The sequence below is a fragment of the Enterococcus gallinarum NBRC 100675 genome, assembly GCF_001544275.1.
Classification (GTDB): domain Bacteria; phylum Bacillota; class Bacilli; order Lactobacillales; family Enterococcaceae; genus Enterococcus_D; species Enterococcus_D gallinarum.
Genome location: NZ_BCQE01000043.1, coordinates 1 through 15,246, shown reverse-complemented (window position 1 = coordinate 15,246; position 15,246 = coordinate 1). Strand labels below are relative to the sequence as shown.

Genomic DNA, 15,246 nt, shown 5'->3' with positions numbered 1-15,246 from the left:
CTATAAAGTTGATTATGAAACAGATGCTAATTGGAGAGGAGATTATAAAGTTAGGGATGTGAAACCTTCTTCTGGCTACTATGGACAAGAAATCTTTATGAATATAAATTCAGAGAATGAAGATTTTGTAGAATTTACTATAGATCTGACAATTATGACAATGAAAATCATTTGTAAATCTATTGAAGTTGAAAAGATAAATCGTGAAGATATTAAATTTTTTTGGGAAACTAAATAACTAAATAAACATCCTCAAAATTTGTGCAGTGGAATAAGAGCAAAAACAATACGATCTATCCAGGTTAAAAATTGACGATCAAGCAACTTATTTCATTAGGAAAACAGCGACAAAAGTTCAACTCCTGTAGGAAAAAGCGGAACCAGCTATACCGTAAAAGCAGGGGATTCTGTTTGGTTGATCGCCAATCGATACGGCGTGAGTATGGATGATCTAGTGAAATGGAACAAGATCAAAAATTACACGATCCATCCGGGTCAAGTCTTAACGATTCAAACAATTGTTTCTACACCAGCAAAACCTGCGATCACGACGACACCAAAAGTGGAATCAAAACCTGGAGTGACTACCACACCAAAAGTGGACGAGAAACCAGTAATTACAACAATACCGAAAGTAAAAGAACAACCGGTGGTCACAACCGTTCCTAAGACTGAATCAGAAGTATTGGTTGAGAAAGCCAGTGGGGCTGATGTTCCTAAGGTAGATGTTTCAAAATTAAAAGAGAGTGCAACTTTACCCAAAAAAGGTGGAGAAACTGTAGTAGGGCATGCTTTACAGAAGCATGCAGGCAGAAATCCGGATATATGGGGGAAAATAAAAGGGAATGCACAAGAAATAAATAAAACTGCTATGAGGCATTTAGAAGAAATTTTGAATGCACCTGGAGATTTTAAAGTTGTCAAAACTAAAAATGGTGTATCATTTTTAGAAAAACAGTTACAAGATGGACGTGGAATCCGTTTGAATATGGATGGTTCTTTTAAAGGATTTATTGATCAAATAAGGTAGGTGAAATTTTATATGGAAAATTTAGAATTAATTTTTGAAAATATAAAAGTGAATGATATAGAGAAAATACTTAATGAATTTAAGTTTAAACCAGAAAATATAGAAAGTTCACATTTTTTTATTGATAATGAAGATAAAGAATACAGAGATATAATTAGCTTTTCTGAGTATTTCAAGAATAAAGGTACATGTAATATACTGATTAGAGATATTGATCTAGGAATTGTAATAAATAAATCTGTTATAATAATATCTTTTGACGAAATATATGGTGATATAACATTTACTTTTTCAGAAAATGACTGGGAGAAAGCTAATATGTCTGATGATGAAAAAGCTAATATGTTATTTCAAAAATTATCTATGATAAAGAATAATATTAACTATAGTTCGATATTATTTGGTTATGATCCTGTAGATGATGATGACATGCAATTATTTCGCATAGATAATAATAGTAATGAGGAATTAGAATAACAAAGGCACTCTATCACTAGAGTGGAAATCAAGTGATAAAGCCTTGAATAGTAAGATACAAGCTCACTAATCAAGTTGCTAATAAAAAACTATCTATAGTATAGAGTATAAGAGCTGAAGTTGAAAAAAGAAGTGATTTAAAAGAGAAGGAGTGAGAAAAGATGGAGATGATGGATGATAAGAAATTTTATCGACAAATGGAATGTTTAAAACAAGAAACATTTTAGGAATACTTGTCTCATTCTTATCGATTTTTTTCTTTTGTTCCGCTCCTATGCTCCTTGATTTTTTAATTTATCCACATTTTTCATGGTGGTTATTCTAAAATTATTTTAATAGTGGATTCATGTTGATACGGCGTGAGCATGGATGATCTAGTGAAATGGAACAAGATCAAAAATTATACGATCCATCCGGGTCAAGTCTTAACGATCCAAACAATTGTTTCTACACCAGCAAAACCAGCGATCACGACGACACCAAAAGTGGAATCAAAACCTGAAGTGACTACCACACCAAAAGTGGACGACAAACCAGCGATTACAACCACACCAAAAGTAGAAGACCACCCTGTGGTCACAACCGTTCCTAAGACTGAATCAGAAGTATTGGTTGAGAAAGCTAGTGGGGCTGAAATTGTTAAATATGGTGAAGATTTCGGGAAAACGGGAATTTACGTGGAGCATCCAAATATAAAAGTGGATTGGTCAAAACATTCGATACATGGATTAGAGAGGTTAGAACAAAGAGGATTAAGTAAACAGCAAGTTGAAGATTTTATAAAGGATGGAAAAGTACTGTCTCAAAATAATGGAGAAAAATTTGCTTTTATTACTGAAGAAGGAGTTGCAATTTTGAATAAACAAGGAAAATTGGTTACAGCATGGGGGAAAAATGATTTTGATAAAGAAATGATTGATATAATCGAAAAATTATTTGGAAAGTAGGAAAATCATGTATGATAAAGTTGAGAAGATAATTAATGAGTGGGATCCAATTGATTTATTTCCATTGGCTCCTAAAGATGAATATAGTCAAGAAATTAAAAAAATTGTTAATATTTTAAAAGATAAATCATCAATAAATGAGGAAAAATTAGCTAATACATTAAAGATGATTTTTGTAGAATCATTTGGAGAAGATATGTTTTTTAGAGATAATGAGTCTGATATAGCTGAAAAATTGTTAAATATAGAATAGATAAAATAAAAAAGATACTTTACCACAAGACTGGTGATTAAGTGATAAAGTCTTGATTAGTAAGCTCGAACTAAATTATTAAGTGACCAGTAGATAACAAAAACTAGCTGTAGTTAGATTGAAGAAAAATTTAATAGGATTTTCCAGTCTTTTGGAATATTTATTATGGCACAATAATATCGAATAGGAAATTTGAAATTATCGAAACGATATTGGTAAGGTACTTTACTATTCGATTGGCGTCGAATAGCAAAGCCTTGAATAGTAAGCATACACTCACTAATCAAGTTGCTAATAAAAAGTTATCTATGTATAGAATAGTATAAGCTGAAGTTGAAAAAGAAACGATTTAGTTGTATCGTTTCTTTTTCTATTTTTATCGCTTAATTTTAATAGTTAATTATTTGAATGATATATAAATTTTAATCAAAGAAAGACAATTTATTGTTGAAATAGTTGTTGAAGCTTTCGAGGCGTTCTTGAGGTACAGTTGAAAGCTTTATATCCACTTTAGAGGTATGCAAAAGGTTAATATGAGAATTCTCAGAAGATAATCTACTATAAAACAGTAGATAAGTCAGCACCCAAAACTAACCATTCGTTGTAAAAGCACCGTCGTCGATGATCGCTTAGATTGGCTATACGAAAGTGAGCAACAAAAAAAGTTTGGGAATAAAAAGAAAGCGTATTGTAATTTTCCAAAAGGTTAAGATGATTTTGATAAAAAAATTTAATATATTTGTTATTTTTATAATGTGATGATATAAAATGGATCGAACAGTTGAATGAGGTGTTTATATGAAAAAAAGTCACTCCTTATCGTCCAAAACCTAAAAACGTTTTTGAAAGAGGGAGCTTAAATATTTTGAAGGAGAAAAGGGGCAAGAGTTAAAAGAGAAGAATCAAAAAAGAAGTCCAAGAAAGAAAAAATGTGAGTATATTTTTTAGAAAGAAAGGAATTGTTGTGAAACTAGACCGTAAAGATTTATAAGTAATCAGTAACCCATACTTTTTATATTTAAAGAGGTTATTTTTCTATAAATCGTTGTAAAAAATATCTAAGTTGTAGTATTTTCTTCACAAATATTCATATAATAATAGTTTTATTTAATAAATACATTGTTTTTAAACTAATTCCTATATGTGCTTTGTTGAACTAACTCTTGACATAAAATTTAAAAGGATTTATAGTTGTTACCGTAGTAGCTACTAAAAGATAAAGTGAGGATTAATCAATGGAAACGATTATTCAAATCATGAAAAAATATGATTTTTCAGAGATGGAAACAAGAGTGTATACCACACTATTGGAAAAAGGCAATCTTACAGGATATGAAGTAAGTAAAGTCTCAGGTGTGCCACGCTCGAAAGTATATAACATTTTGGAAAAACTATTAAAAAAGAATTTGATTGTCGTCAATAAATCAGAACCTAAACTTTATCATGCCATCTCGGCAAATGAGTTTTTAGAGAAATTAGAAAAAAGTGTTAAAAATGATCTCTCTTTTCTTACTCAAAATCTAGGGATGATCAAAGAAAAAGATGAAGAAGAAATGCTGTGGAAAGTTGATGGCGTCGAGTATGTTCTGGATAAAGCAGAGCATTTGGTGAAAAATGCAAAAGAAAGTTTGCTCATCCAAGTTTGGCATGAGAACCTCACGGATTCACTGCTAAAGACATTGCAGCAGGCTGAAAAAAGAGTCGATAAATTTGTACTGATTTTATTCAGTTCTAGCCATGAATATGATCTTCCCTTAGAAAAGTATTACATTCATGGCTTCGAAACAGACAAACTCGCTGACTTTGGGGCAAGATGGATAAACATCGTCGCCGATGAGCAAGAAGTCGTGTTTGGCACCATTAACGAAGAACTGCAATCAACCGATGTCACTTGGACAAAAAACCACGCTATGGTCAATCTAGCAAAAGAATATGTCAAACATGATGCATATACACTAAAAGTGATTGCAGAATCTTCTGAAGAACTTAAAGCAAAATATGGTGAGGACTTTGAGGGAATCAGAAAGATTTACTAGTAGGAGGAAATTTTTATGATTCGGAATATTTTGCTGGCACTAATTGTCGCAATCAATCTATATTTTATTATTTACTTTCTAAGAGACCTTTTCAAAAACAAACAAAATTTCAAAGAAGAACCAGGGGATATGCGTCTGTTGCCCTTCACGTCATTTATCACCTTCTTTCTTTCAACATTTGGCGTTTCCGACTTTGCTATCGGAACCGTTCTTTATCCAAAGTTGAAATGGGTCAGCATGAAAAAACTACCCGGAACGTTGAATACCCAATGTGTCGTACCGGTAGCCGTCATGGCATTGTCTTATATCACTGCCATCAACGTAGGGGTCAAGACACTAGCTGTTTGTATTATCTGCCAAATTATCGGTGCATATTTAGGACCAAGATTTGTCGTGAAGTTACCAGAAAAAACGATCAAACTATTTGTCGGCATAGGATTGGTCATTGCTGCATTCTTAATTTTTATGGGACAAATGAATTGGATTCCCTCAAACGGAACAGCCAGTGAATTGTATGGCGGAAAATTAATCTTGGCAGGATTTTTACTCTTTGTCTATGGCGCATTGAACAATATTGGCATTGGTTCTTATGCGCTAACGATGGTAACTGTCTACTTGCTAGGCTTGAATCCAGTTGCAGCCTTTCCTATTATGATGGGGGCTTGTACATTCTCAGTACCGATCGGCAGTGTCCAATTCATTAAATTTGATAAATACAGCAGAAAAATCACACTTTTCACTTCAACCTTCGGTGTATTAGGGGTATTGGTCGCTGTATTCCTAGTCAAATCTTTAGATACCTATGTCTTGAAATGGATCGTAATTTTGGTCTTACTATACAGTGCATACACAATGTTGGGCAGTCAATTAAAAAAAGTTTCAGCAGCTAATTAAGGAGCGATTCAAATGTTATTTCTTAAAAAAGAAGATATTATCAAAAGTTTCTCAATGAGAGAAGCCATCGATGCAGACAAAAAAGCATTGTCATTGTATTCAGCAGGAAAGGCAAGTGTGCCTCTTCGCACCAATATCGATGTGCCAAAAAGCAACGGACAAAGCTTATATATGCCAGCTTATGTAGAAGGTGGCGAAGGTGCGTTAGGTGTCAAAATCGTTTCCGTGTATCCTGAAAACATCAAGAAAAACTTACCAAGTGTACCAGCCACGATGATCGTCCTTGATCCAGAAACGGGTATGGTATCCGCTTGTTTGGATGGTACCTATTTGACACAATTAAGAACCGGCGCTGTTCAAGGTGCAGCAACAGAACTTCTTGCAAGAGAAGATGCTAAAATCGGCGCACTGATCGGAACCGGCGGACAAGCACAGTCGCAATTAGAAGCGATGTTGACCGTTCGTAAATTAGAAGAAGTTCGGATTTTTGATATTGATTTTGACCGTGCCAGCCGATTTGCTGAAGAAATGATGCAACAATTTTCTGTAACGATGCGCCCAACAAAAACCAGTCAAGAATGCGTTGAAGGAGCAGATATCATTACAAGTGTGACTACTTCAAAACGTGCGACATTCTCTGCTGAGTGGGTCAAAAAAGGTGCGCACATCAACGGAGTCGGTGCTTACACACCGGAAATGTGTGAAATTCCACGAGAAATAATCAAAGCCGCAGATGTTGTTATTTTTGATACCATGGACGGTGTTCTAAAAGAAGCTGGGGACTTCATTTCACCGCTGCAAGATGGGTATATTCAAAGAGACAGTTATCATGGGGAACTAGGCCAACTGATCAATGAAGAATTGATCGGTCGGACAAGTGGAGAACAAATCACAATCTTCAAAACAGTTGGTTCGGCTGTATTAGATGTGGTAGTTGCGACAGAAATCGTTAATAAAGCTAAAGAAAATAATTTGGGAAAATTGATTTATTAAATAAAAAGACCGGAAGTAAACCTTTAATTAGTACATTTATAAAAAGAGAACAAAAAAGACTGTAATCAAAATGCGATTACAGCCTTTTTTTGTTTTATTTGGGAGGAGATAGATCGTGTTTATGACTGTATCGGATCATTTAAAGGTACTTGGTTTTATCCCTTTATCTAGTAGAGGGAAGTATCAATTGTATTTGTTAGATTTACCACCCTAGCTTTTCACTGGTGATTGAAGGAACATACGATAAAAAAAGTGGTAAGTATTTTTATGATTTCTATTCTATGAAACTTGATCCTAAAACAAAGAAAAGTACGCAGCACCGGATTTATTGTACGCATGTTCCTGTAAAAGTAATGTATCGTCGTGTGAGAAATTATTTATACTTCTTACGTAAAAAACAGCAATCAAGGAACAGAAAAAATGCATAATGAGGAATATCAAGTGAAATTTTTATCAGTTTTGCTCTGTGGTATTGTGTATTGTCATTAGTTCAATGAGTATTAACAGGGAGGAAAAAGCAAATGAATTTTTTTCAAAATGTGTTTACCGATTTTGTTGGGGATTTTAAGTATTTGATTATGTTGGCGATGCTTGGTGGTGCGGCATATATTGCTTTTGAACGGAAAGCAAGCAAAGCCATTCCATTGATTCTTGTGCTAGCAGTAGCTGTTTGGTTAGTTGGAGATACGTCTGGCGTATTCAATTGGATTTTGGATCGTATGCGGTCATGGGGGCGATAAAATGAGTGAAATACGCAATTGGACAAAGATTTGGTATATAGAGCGAGTGTTTTATAAATTGTGGGATGGGGTCGCGTTACCTCGTCCTGTAACACAAACATTTGCGATATGGTTTGGGATTGGCTTTTTTGGGGGGATTTTTCGAATTTTTCCATTTGTTATGGAACATACGATTACTCGACAATTTTTTTGTCCGTGGTTATTTGCTTTTTTAATGACACGAAAACAATTTCAAGGAAGGAAGCCTTATAATTATTTGGCTTCTTTTCTTTTATTTCAGTGTCGTTCAAAAGAATCCTTTCATGGCCAATGGGTAAAGCCAATAGAAAAAAAAGAAATCAAACGAGGAATTCGTTGTGTAGTACGTTATGGAGGTGAAAAGGATGCGACTACCAAAACTAGTGCCTAAGATTCCTTTTTATTATTTAGAAGACAATTTAGTTTTTGGAGAAGAAGATCGTGTGTACGCTTATTATGAATTCCCAATGTATTCATATAGCTTCGTGGGAGAAGATCAGGCGTATCAACTCCAACAAGCAATCATGCGTCTGATTCGTCAAAGTCATTCTTCGCATGTTCGGTTCTTTTTTTGTACAAACGAAGAAAAAATTGAAAAAACGATTAAATCCTCAAAAGAATTGGTGCGTTCTAAAGGGGAATTAAAAACGATTGCCTACCAACATTTAGAAGGTGTTCAGCACATTTTAGAAGAGCTACATGGAAAATATATTCAAAATGTTTGCTGGTATGTTGGGATTGAGCTGGTATTAGAAGAAATTGCTCCCAAAGAAGCTCATTGGTTAAAAGAATTTCGTATTGCCGCAAAAGATTTTTTTCACCGATCCAATGCCCGTTTGTTTGGAGACTTTGAAACCATCCCAAATGAAAAAATTCAACGATATAAGCGATTGGAGAATTTATTGTATAACCGGATTAGTAAATACTTTCGGTTACGAAAAACAACACCAGAAGACATGGTGTTTTTAGTGGAACATTTAGAAGGAAAAAAAGAACAATCCTTAGATGAAGTGATGTATCGACCAAATAGCTTTAAAGAAGAAACGAATACGTATACGTATCACTATGATGTATTGAATTTGGCCAGTGCAGGAATCACAGAAAAGAAAAATTATCTAATTTTAGAACAAGGGACAGAAAAAGAATATATCACGTATTTATCTCTTTCACGTATGACCCGTGATTTGGTATTTCCATTTCAATCAGAGATTTATTATTTTTTACAATCGGAATTGGATTTTCCAATCGATTCTTGGTTAGATGTGAATCTTTTAGATAATCGTTTGGCCTTGGCGAAAGTACGTGGCAAAAAGAGTGATTTATCTGATATTTATGAAAGTGGTATGTCGGTTGGAAAAGATGTAGGAAACAATGTACGCGAAGCTTACCAATCAGCCAATGAGTTGGAACAAAAATTAGAAGATACGCGAGAAGATTTGTATGTATTATCACTAAACGTTCGCGTGTCAGGGAAGACCTATGATGAAATGTTAAAACGTGTGAGTGATGTTCGCAATTTTTTTGATGTCTATTCTATGTATTTAGAAGTACCGTGCAATGTACAGCTGCTTTTACATTTTGGAAGTTATCCAGCAGGAAGGCGAGTGATTGAGGATTATCGTCAATATGTAGGCGCAGAATTTATTGCTAGTCTTGGCATTGGTGCGACACAACAACTAGGAGATGGCTGTGGTATTCCGATTGGATTTAATGCAGAAACAGGAATCCCAGTGTTTATTAAACCATGGTTAGCGGCACAAGGAATAAAAGGAACGGTTACCAATACTCTTGCCAAAGCATTAATTGGTTCGCTAGGTGGTGGGAAATCATTAACTGAGAATCTCTTGTTATTTTGGTCGGTGTTGTTTGGCGCCTTGGCTTTTTGTATCGATCCAAAATCGGAACGTTCAAATTGGTCCGAAGATTTGCCATATTTTGCCCCCTACTTAAAAACAGTTAATATTACCAGTGAGAAAGAAAATATTGGTTTACTTGATCCATTTCAATTGATGAGAAGAAAAAAAGATCAAGAAAGTTTAGCATTGGATGTGCTCACCTATATCACGGGTGTAAGTATTCGGGACGAAGACCGGTTTCCTTTGTTACAACGGGCAGTTAAAACTGTTTCTGATTTTGAGGGAACAAAAGGATTACTTCTAGTAATTCAGGAATTATATGCACAAGAAGCAGCGACCGCACAACGCCTGGCAAAGCATATTGAAAGCTTCAAAGAACTATCTATTGCAGGCCTATTATTTGGAGATGGCACGAACCAACAAGGGTTAAATTTGGATGCCAAATGTAATCTCGCACTGGTTCAGGATTTAACGTTACCAGATAGTGAAACTGTACCTGAGGACTATAACTCTTCTGAAATTTTAAGTATTGCGATTATGATGAGTTTGGCTACGTATGCGCTAGATTTTATTAAACAAAATCGAAAAATTTATAAAGCGGTTGGCTTAGATGAAAGTTGGGCGTGGTTGAATGTTGCGCAAGGAAAAATTTTAGGAGATAAATTGGTTCGTGAAGGAAGATCTCGCAATGCAGGGATTGATTTTTCAACACAAAACACAGATGATTTAGGTGATGAAAAGATGAGAAGTAAAATTGGGTTGAAATTCATTTTTCGTTCGAATGATCGCGAAGAAATTACCAAAGCATTAAGCTTTTGTGGAATATCTGTCACAGAAGAAAATATCCAGCGTGTAAAAAATCTAGAAAACGGTGAATGTCTGTTTTGTGACATCCATGGTAATATTGGCATTTTGTATGTGTATTATTGGTTTGAAGATTTATTCCATGCATTTGATACACGACCGCCAATGGAAGAAACCTACGAAGAGGAAGAATATAAAGACGAGATATTAGAAAAACTGGTTGAAGAAATTGAGGTGAATTAGATGAAACAGTGGTATTCAAAGGTTTCATTTTTAATTACTCGCCGGAAACTGGTTTTCATAAGTCTAGTCATAATGATGGGTGTTTTTTTCTTTCACCCATCATTAGTAGAAGCAGCTGGTTGGATAAAAGAAACCCTAGGCGGCAAAAATGCCGTATATGATTTTGAAACATATCCTTTAGATAATTATAATTTAGATTTTTTTGTGGATACGTCGTGGAATTGGTTGCCGTGGAAATGGGGTGAAGGAATTTCTAATACAGTTATTTATGGGATATTTGCCGTTACCAATATTTTATGGATGTTAAATGTCTACCTGTGTTACTTTTTAGGGTTTCTTGTCCAAGAAGCCTTTGAATTAGATTTTCTTTCAGAGTTGATTGGTTCGTTAAGTCATACAATTCAGAATATTGCTGGAATGAACCGTACAGGGACATTGAGTCATGGATTAGTCCCTTTCTTTGGTGGATTGTTAATTACTTTAGCAGGTTGTTCAGTAGTTTATCAAGGGATAGTGAAACAACACCCTACGCAAGCGATTCAACAAGCGGTGACATTTTTGTTTACTTTTATTTGTTGCGGCGTTTTCTTTATGAATACAAACACATATTTAGAGAAAGCCAATGGGGTACAAAAAGAAATCAATAGTGAAATGTTAACCATTGCCAAAGATCTGTTACCTGAACAAAAAGAAAAACCAGATGCAATTAAGGCCATTCGTGAGAATTTATTTGCCATTCAAATTAAGCAACCCTGGCTAGTCATGCAATTTGGGGATAGTGATATAAAAACGGTTGGTGAAGAACGTATAATCAATTTATTAAAAGAATCACCTTATGATGAAGGAGAACAGCGAAATAAGCTTGTTGAAGAAGAAGTAACCAAACAAAAAAATGGCAATCTTTCGGTACAAAAAGTGTATTTGCGTTTTGGTATGGTATTTTTAACGCTCATCGTCAACATTGTCATTAGTATGAGTGTTTTGGTACTAGTCGTTATCTTAATTGCGTCGCAAGTATTATTCTTGTTATTTATAGGATTCTTACCTGTAGCGATGATTTTCTCGTTATTTCCAAATTCAGGATCGTTATTAGGTAATGCCTTACAGAAAGTCTTTCAATTATTGTTTACAAAAATGGGCATTTTACTCATTTTAACCATTACTTTTTCTATTAGTCATGAGTTAAACCACTTATCCAAGGACAAAGGAATGATTTGGACCAGTTTCTTACAGGTGACGTTATGGTTATCTGTCTCGACACGTGTCAATGAATTATTAGGTTGGATGAAAATTGGTGGCGTACAAACACGAGCTGGGGATCGAACTGGACGTTTCTTACGTGGCATGATCTTAGGTACAATGGGTCAAAAAATGATACGAGGAATTGGTGAAAATTTTGTTGGGGGTACTGCCGGAGGTGTAGCTGGCCAAATGATTTCCAAATCTATGAGTGGTCAACGAAGTATAGCTTCTACACCTCTTATAGAGCGAGTAGGAAAAAAAGTTTCAGCTATGACAGAATTACCGGCAACTATTGAAAGTAGGGCAGAACAATGGAAGCGGACAATTCAGTATGTCCCAACCAATGCCCAATACAAAGCACAAAAAATGAAATACGATTATTTCTCTGGGCGAATGAATGAGTCGGAACGACAAACACGAGTGCGTAACCTTGCGAATGAGCGACAGAAGAATTTTTATGAAGCACGAAAAGATGCATTGCAATTAGAGCAACAAGAGAGAAAACAACGAGCGATGCGTTCAATGGCGCATCAAACAGGAAAAACACAAGTGACTTCTGGTAAATTACAAACACGGAAAAGTGCAATGATTGGTCGAACAGAACAATTTCCTACGATAGAAAAAAGAAGTAACATTTCAAATGTAGCTAAAAATAAGAAATTGTCGAAGCAGGAACATCCGATTCATGAACGAAGTACGAATCGAAAGATTGAAACTCCGGTTCGTTGGACTTCGACTTCTCGTCAAAACGCGAGAAAAGGTAGAACTAAAAAAGAATGAGGAGGAGGGCTATGTTTCCTCGGAAGAAAAAACTGTCTATTCTCTCTGAACAAGAAACAAGACTAAAAGGAAAGAAAGACAAGAAAAAAGAAAGCTATAAGGGAGCGCGAAAAAGGCGCTTCCTTTTTTTTGCAGGCTGGAGCTTTTTGGTTTTTAGTGTTTGTTTTGGAGTTTATAATAATTTAACTTCTCAAGATACGCATATAATCCATGAAACAAAAGTCATTGATAAACAACTAAAAGATATGACTGGAATAGAAAGTTATGTGAAAAATTTTGCATTTTTGTATTTTACAGTGAGTCTTGAAAGCGACCAACAAATAAATCGATCAAAAGCAGTAGAAAGTTATTTAGCTGATGGGCTGCAAATGGATAATGAAATAGATAAAGACATAGAAACGAATGTAAAAGTTAAAAATGTCTCGATTTGGGCAATAGAGGAACATGAATCAAAAAAACATACATTTGTGGTTATGTTTCATGTCTTATTAGAGATAGAAAAAGAATTCAAAGAGCGTGTGTATAAGGTGGAGGTATATCGAAACGAATTATCATATGCCATAGTGAAATTGCCTATTGTAGCGAGTAATGTTAAAAAAGCAACGATTAAAGTAGACACTCGGTTCGAAACAACGAGCATTTCTCGAAAAGAACAGGAAGAATTAGAGAAATTCTTATATACCTTCTTTCGTATTTATCCTAAAGCAAACGCAGAAGAATTAAAATATTATGGGACAACTCTTTTACCAATTCAACAGCCTTTAGCCTTTGAAGAACTATCGAATTTGCAAGTTGCAAAAAAAGAGGGTAGATATGAGATTCATTGTAATATTTTGTATCAAGATCAAGAAACGCACCTTTGGTTTACCATGTACTATGAAATGTCTATGAAACAATTAGAGAATGGGAACTTTCGAATTGAGGCGATTCACTAGTGAAAAAGATTTTTTTATTTAGTGGCATCTGTATGATGAGTTGCCTGTTTTTATTATTTGCGATAATTAGCATGTCTAGTGGTGAATCGAAGCACATGGATTCAGCAGTTGGTGTTACTCATACGGGAGAATATATCGAAACCTTACCTATTTTTTCAGAGATCAAAGGGCGTGGTCCGATAACAGATGAACATGCCCAAGCAGCAGTTGGTGCAGCTGTAAAGTATCAGTTATTACCGAGTGTGATTCTTTCTCAATTAGGATATGAATCAGCTTATGGGCAGTCACAATCTGGAAGAAACGATACGAACTTTTTTGGGATTACGTGGTTTCCTGGTTGTCCCTATCCACAAGGTTCTGCACGTGGGATTGGTGGCTCTGAAGGTGGTTTCTATATGAAGTTTCCGAACCTGAATGCTTGTTATGACTATTATGGATTTATGGTGGCGAGTCAAAGCAACTTTAATCAATGTGTGGGCAATAACGATCCTGGAAGTTGTTTATTGATTCTAGGTCGTGGAGGTTATGCGGCGGCAGGTATCACCGAAGGCAGTCCGTATTATCAAGGCGCAATGAGTATCATAAAGTCCTATAACTTAACGGAATATGATGCCTTTGCGATCAAGCATTGGAATAGCCTACCAACCAAAAAAACTTCGCTTATTGCAGGAAAAAGTAAAGGCAATGCGAAGGTTTTGGATCGGATCATTGGACGACCCGTAAATAATGGGGAATGTTATGGTGGTACGGCATGGTATGTATCTCAACTAGGTGGCCCACAGTTAATGGGTTCTGGACACATGTTTGCGATGTTAATAGGGGAAGATTATAACTGGGCAACCTATGGTTGGCAAGTGATCATGAATCCAAAGCCCAGTGACTTACAAGCAGGAGATGTGGTCAATTGGCAAGCAGGTGGTGCATTGTCTCCTGGAATCTATGGCCACACGGGTATCATAACAGATGTCTCAAATAGTGGACAAAGTTTCTCCACCGTAGAACAGAACGCCGAGCAGGGGCGAATTATGGCACGGTATCAACGCAGCTATAACCAAGCGAAAATTCGAAGTCTGGTTCGGAAAGTGAAATAAAAGAATTCTTTCGATGAAAATTTTTAGTAGAAAAGGGAGAAGGATCGATTGTGAAAAAGTATTATTTTTTCTTTCTAAGTTGTTTTTGTTTGTTTGGACTTACTAGTTGTGGGTGGATTTTTTCTGAAGAAAAAACAGAAGTTTCCTTAATATCAAAAGAAAAGATGATACAAGCAGAAAGTTCAAGTAAAGAAAGCAAAAGAAATCAGGAAGACAAAACAGAATGCAATATTTCTGAAGAAATCCAATATTTGTTAAAGAATTTTGGAAGAAAATGGGTGAATTACACGGATATATACGAACGAAATCAATCTGTAAAAAACTATTTAACCGATCGTTGTATAAAAGAAAATGGGATTGACAACGATCCACATGTACAATATAAAACAATTGGCCGTATTCATACTATCACACAAGATGTAATCCAATCGGATCAATATTTATTATTTGGAGAAGAAACAACAAATGAGATAACTCGGTTTGTGTTACTTCAAATCAAGGTGGATCAAGAAGTGCAGAAGATTGATAAAATCAAGATTTATTATGTAAGAAGTGCATATTAAAATAAAAAAGGAATTATGGAAATTGTTTGTAATTAAATCGAACAGTGATTATTTATTTTAAATTGAAAACAGAGATAGGATGAATACTTATTCTATCTCTGTTTTCTTTTGGACTAATCTAGATATTTTTTTGTTTTGAATTTAATTTAATACCCACTGCAATAGAAGCTAATAAAATAACTAATCCAGCTAAAACTCCTGATGATTCTTTTTCACCAGTTTGGGGAAGAGTATTATTTGACTTTGAATTAGTATTTGAAACATTCTTCTCTGATATTAAAATTTTAGAGTTAGTGTTTTTTAAAGACACTGGTTTATCAGGCTCAGGATTCTCAGGCGTTACT

Annotated in this window: 16 protein-coding genes; 15 read left to right on the top strand and 1 reads right to left on the bottom strand. The window is 35.0% G+C overall.

What is annotated here, in order from left to right; all coding sequences use genetic code 11:
- The 15 genes from EG2_RS19250 to EG2_RS19830 form a co-directional block, all read left to right on the top strand.
- The coding region (locus tag EG2_RS19250; RefSeq protein WP_218002387.1) for a hypothetical protein at positions 1-238 on the top strand (238 nt) is incomplete at its 5' end.
- 177 nt (positions 239-415) lie between these two features.
- Complete coding sequence (locus tag EG2_RS19415; RefSeq protein ID WP_060815493.1) at positions 416-1,030, top strand: LysM peptidoglycan-binding domain-containing protein; 615 nt, start codon at positions 416-418, stop codon at positions 1,028-1,030.
- 12 nt (positions 1,031-1,042) lie between these two features.
- On the top strand, positions 1,043-1,507 hold the full coding sequence (locus EG2_RS16885) for a hypothetical protein (RefSeq protein ID WP_060815492.1): 465 nt from the start codon (positions 1,043-1,045) through the stop codon (positions 1,505-1,507).
- Between the two features lie 377 nt (positions 1,508-1,884).
- Positions 1,885-2,454 carry a hypothetical protein gene (locus EG2_RS19410; protein ID WP_082709592.1) on the top strand — a complete coding sequence of 190 codons (570 nt, stop codon included), beginning with the start codon at positions 1,885-1,887 and terminating at the stop codon, positions 2,452-2,454.
- Positions 2,455-2,461: 7 nt separating this feature from the next.
- Complete coding sequence (locus EG2_RS16875) at positions 2,462-2,707, top strand: DUF1871 family protein (protein ID WP_060815491.1); 246 nt, start codon at positions 2,462-2,464, stop codon at positions 2,705-2,707.
- A gap of 1,235 nt (positions 2,708-3,942) precedes the next feature.
- Positions 3,943-4,743, top strand: coding sequence for a TrmB family transcriptional regulator (locus EG2_RS16870; RefSeq protein WP_060815490.1), 801 nt, complete (start codon positions 3,943-3,945; stop codon positions 4,741-4,743).
- 15 nt (positions 4,744-4,758) lie between these two features.
- Positions 4,759-5,637, top strand: a complete 879-nt coding sequence (locus EG2_RS16865; RefSeq protein WP_060815489.1) for a sulfite exporter TauE/SafE family protein — start codon at positions 4,759-4,761, stop codon at positions 5,635-5,637.
- 12 nt (positions 5,638-5,649) lie between these two features.
- Positions 5,650-6,630 carry an ornithine cyclodeaminase family protein gene (locus EG2_RS16860; RefSeq protein WP_049219558.1) on the top strand — a complete coding sequence of 327 codons (981 nt, stop codon included), beginning with the start codon at positions 5,650-5,652 and terminating at the stop codon, positions 6,628-6,630.
- 521 nt (positions 6,631-7,151) lie between these two features.
- Positions 7,152-7,370, top strand: a complete 219-nt coding sequence (locus tag EG2_RS19245) for a hypothetical protein (RefSeq protein ID WP_060815488.1) — start codon at positions 7,152-7,154, stop codon at positions 7,368-7,370.
- Between the two features lies 1 nt (position 7,371).
- Positions 7,372-7,779 (top strand): TcpE family conjugal transfer membrane protein, encoded by a 408-nt coding sequence (locus tag EG2_RS16850; RefSeq protein WP_113850082.1) that lies wholly within the window; start codon positions 7,372-7,374, stop codon positions 7,777-7,779.
- Entirely contained in the window at positions 7,754-10,291 is a 2,538-nt protein-coding gene (locus EG2_RS16845; protein ID WP_060815487.1) for an ATP-binding protein, read from the top strand. Before EG2_RS16850 ends, EG2_RS16845 begins: the two co-directional genes overlap by 26 nt.
- The gene (locus EG2_RS16840; protein ID WP_060815486.1) at positions 10,292-12,313 is read left to right on the top strand and encodes a CD3337/EF1877 family mobilome membrane protein; all 2,022 of its coding nucleotides are present in this window, start codon (positions 10,292-10,294) and stop codon (positions 12,311-12,313) included.
- 11 nt (positions 12,314-12,324) lie between these two features.
- On the top strand, positions 12,325-13,248 hold the full coding sequence (locus tag EG2_RS16835) for a conjugal transfer protein (RefSeq protein ID WP_060815485.1): 924 nt from the start codon (positions 12,325-12,327) through the stop codon (positions 13,246-13,248).
- A 32-nt stretch (positions 13,249-13,280) separates the two neighbouring features.
- Positions 13,281-14,339: a CHAP domain-containing protein gene (locus EG2_RS16830; protein WP_060815495.1), complete on the top strand. Its 1,059-nt coding sequence runs from the start codon at positions 13,281-13,283 to the stop codon at positions 14,337-14,339.
- A 50-nt stretch (positions 14,340-14,389) separates the two neighbouring features.
- Positions 14,390-14,902: an EF0163 family protein gene (locus EG2_RS19830; protein WP_225585929.1), complete on the top strand. Its 513-nt coding sequence runs from the start codon at positions 14,390-14,392 to the stop codon at positions 14,900-14,902.
- 118 nt (positions 14,903-15,020) lie between these two features.
- Here EG2_RS19830 and EG2_RS16820 read toward each other — a convergent pair.
- Positions 15,021-15,246 (bottom strand): LPXTG cell wall anchor domain-containing protein (locus EG2_RS16820; RefSeq protein ID WP_156424252.1); only part of this gene is annotated, 226 nt, incomplete at its 5' end.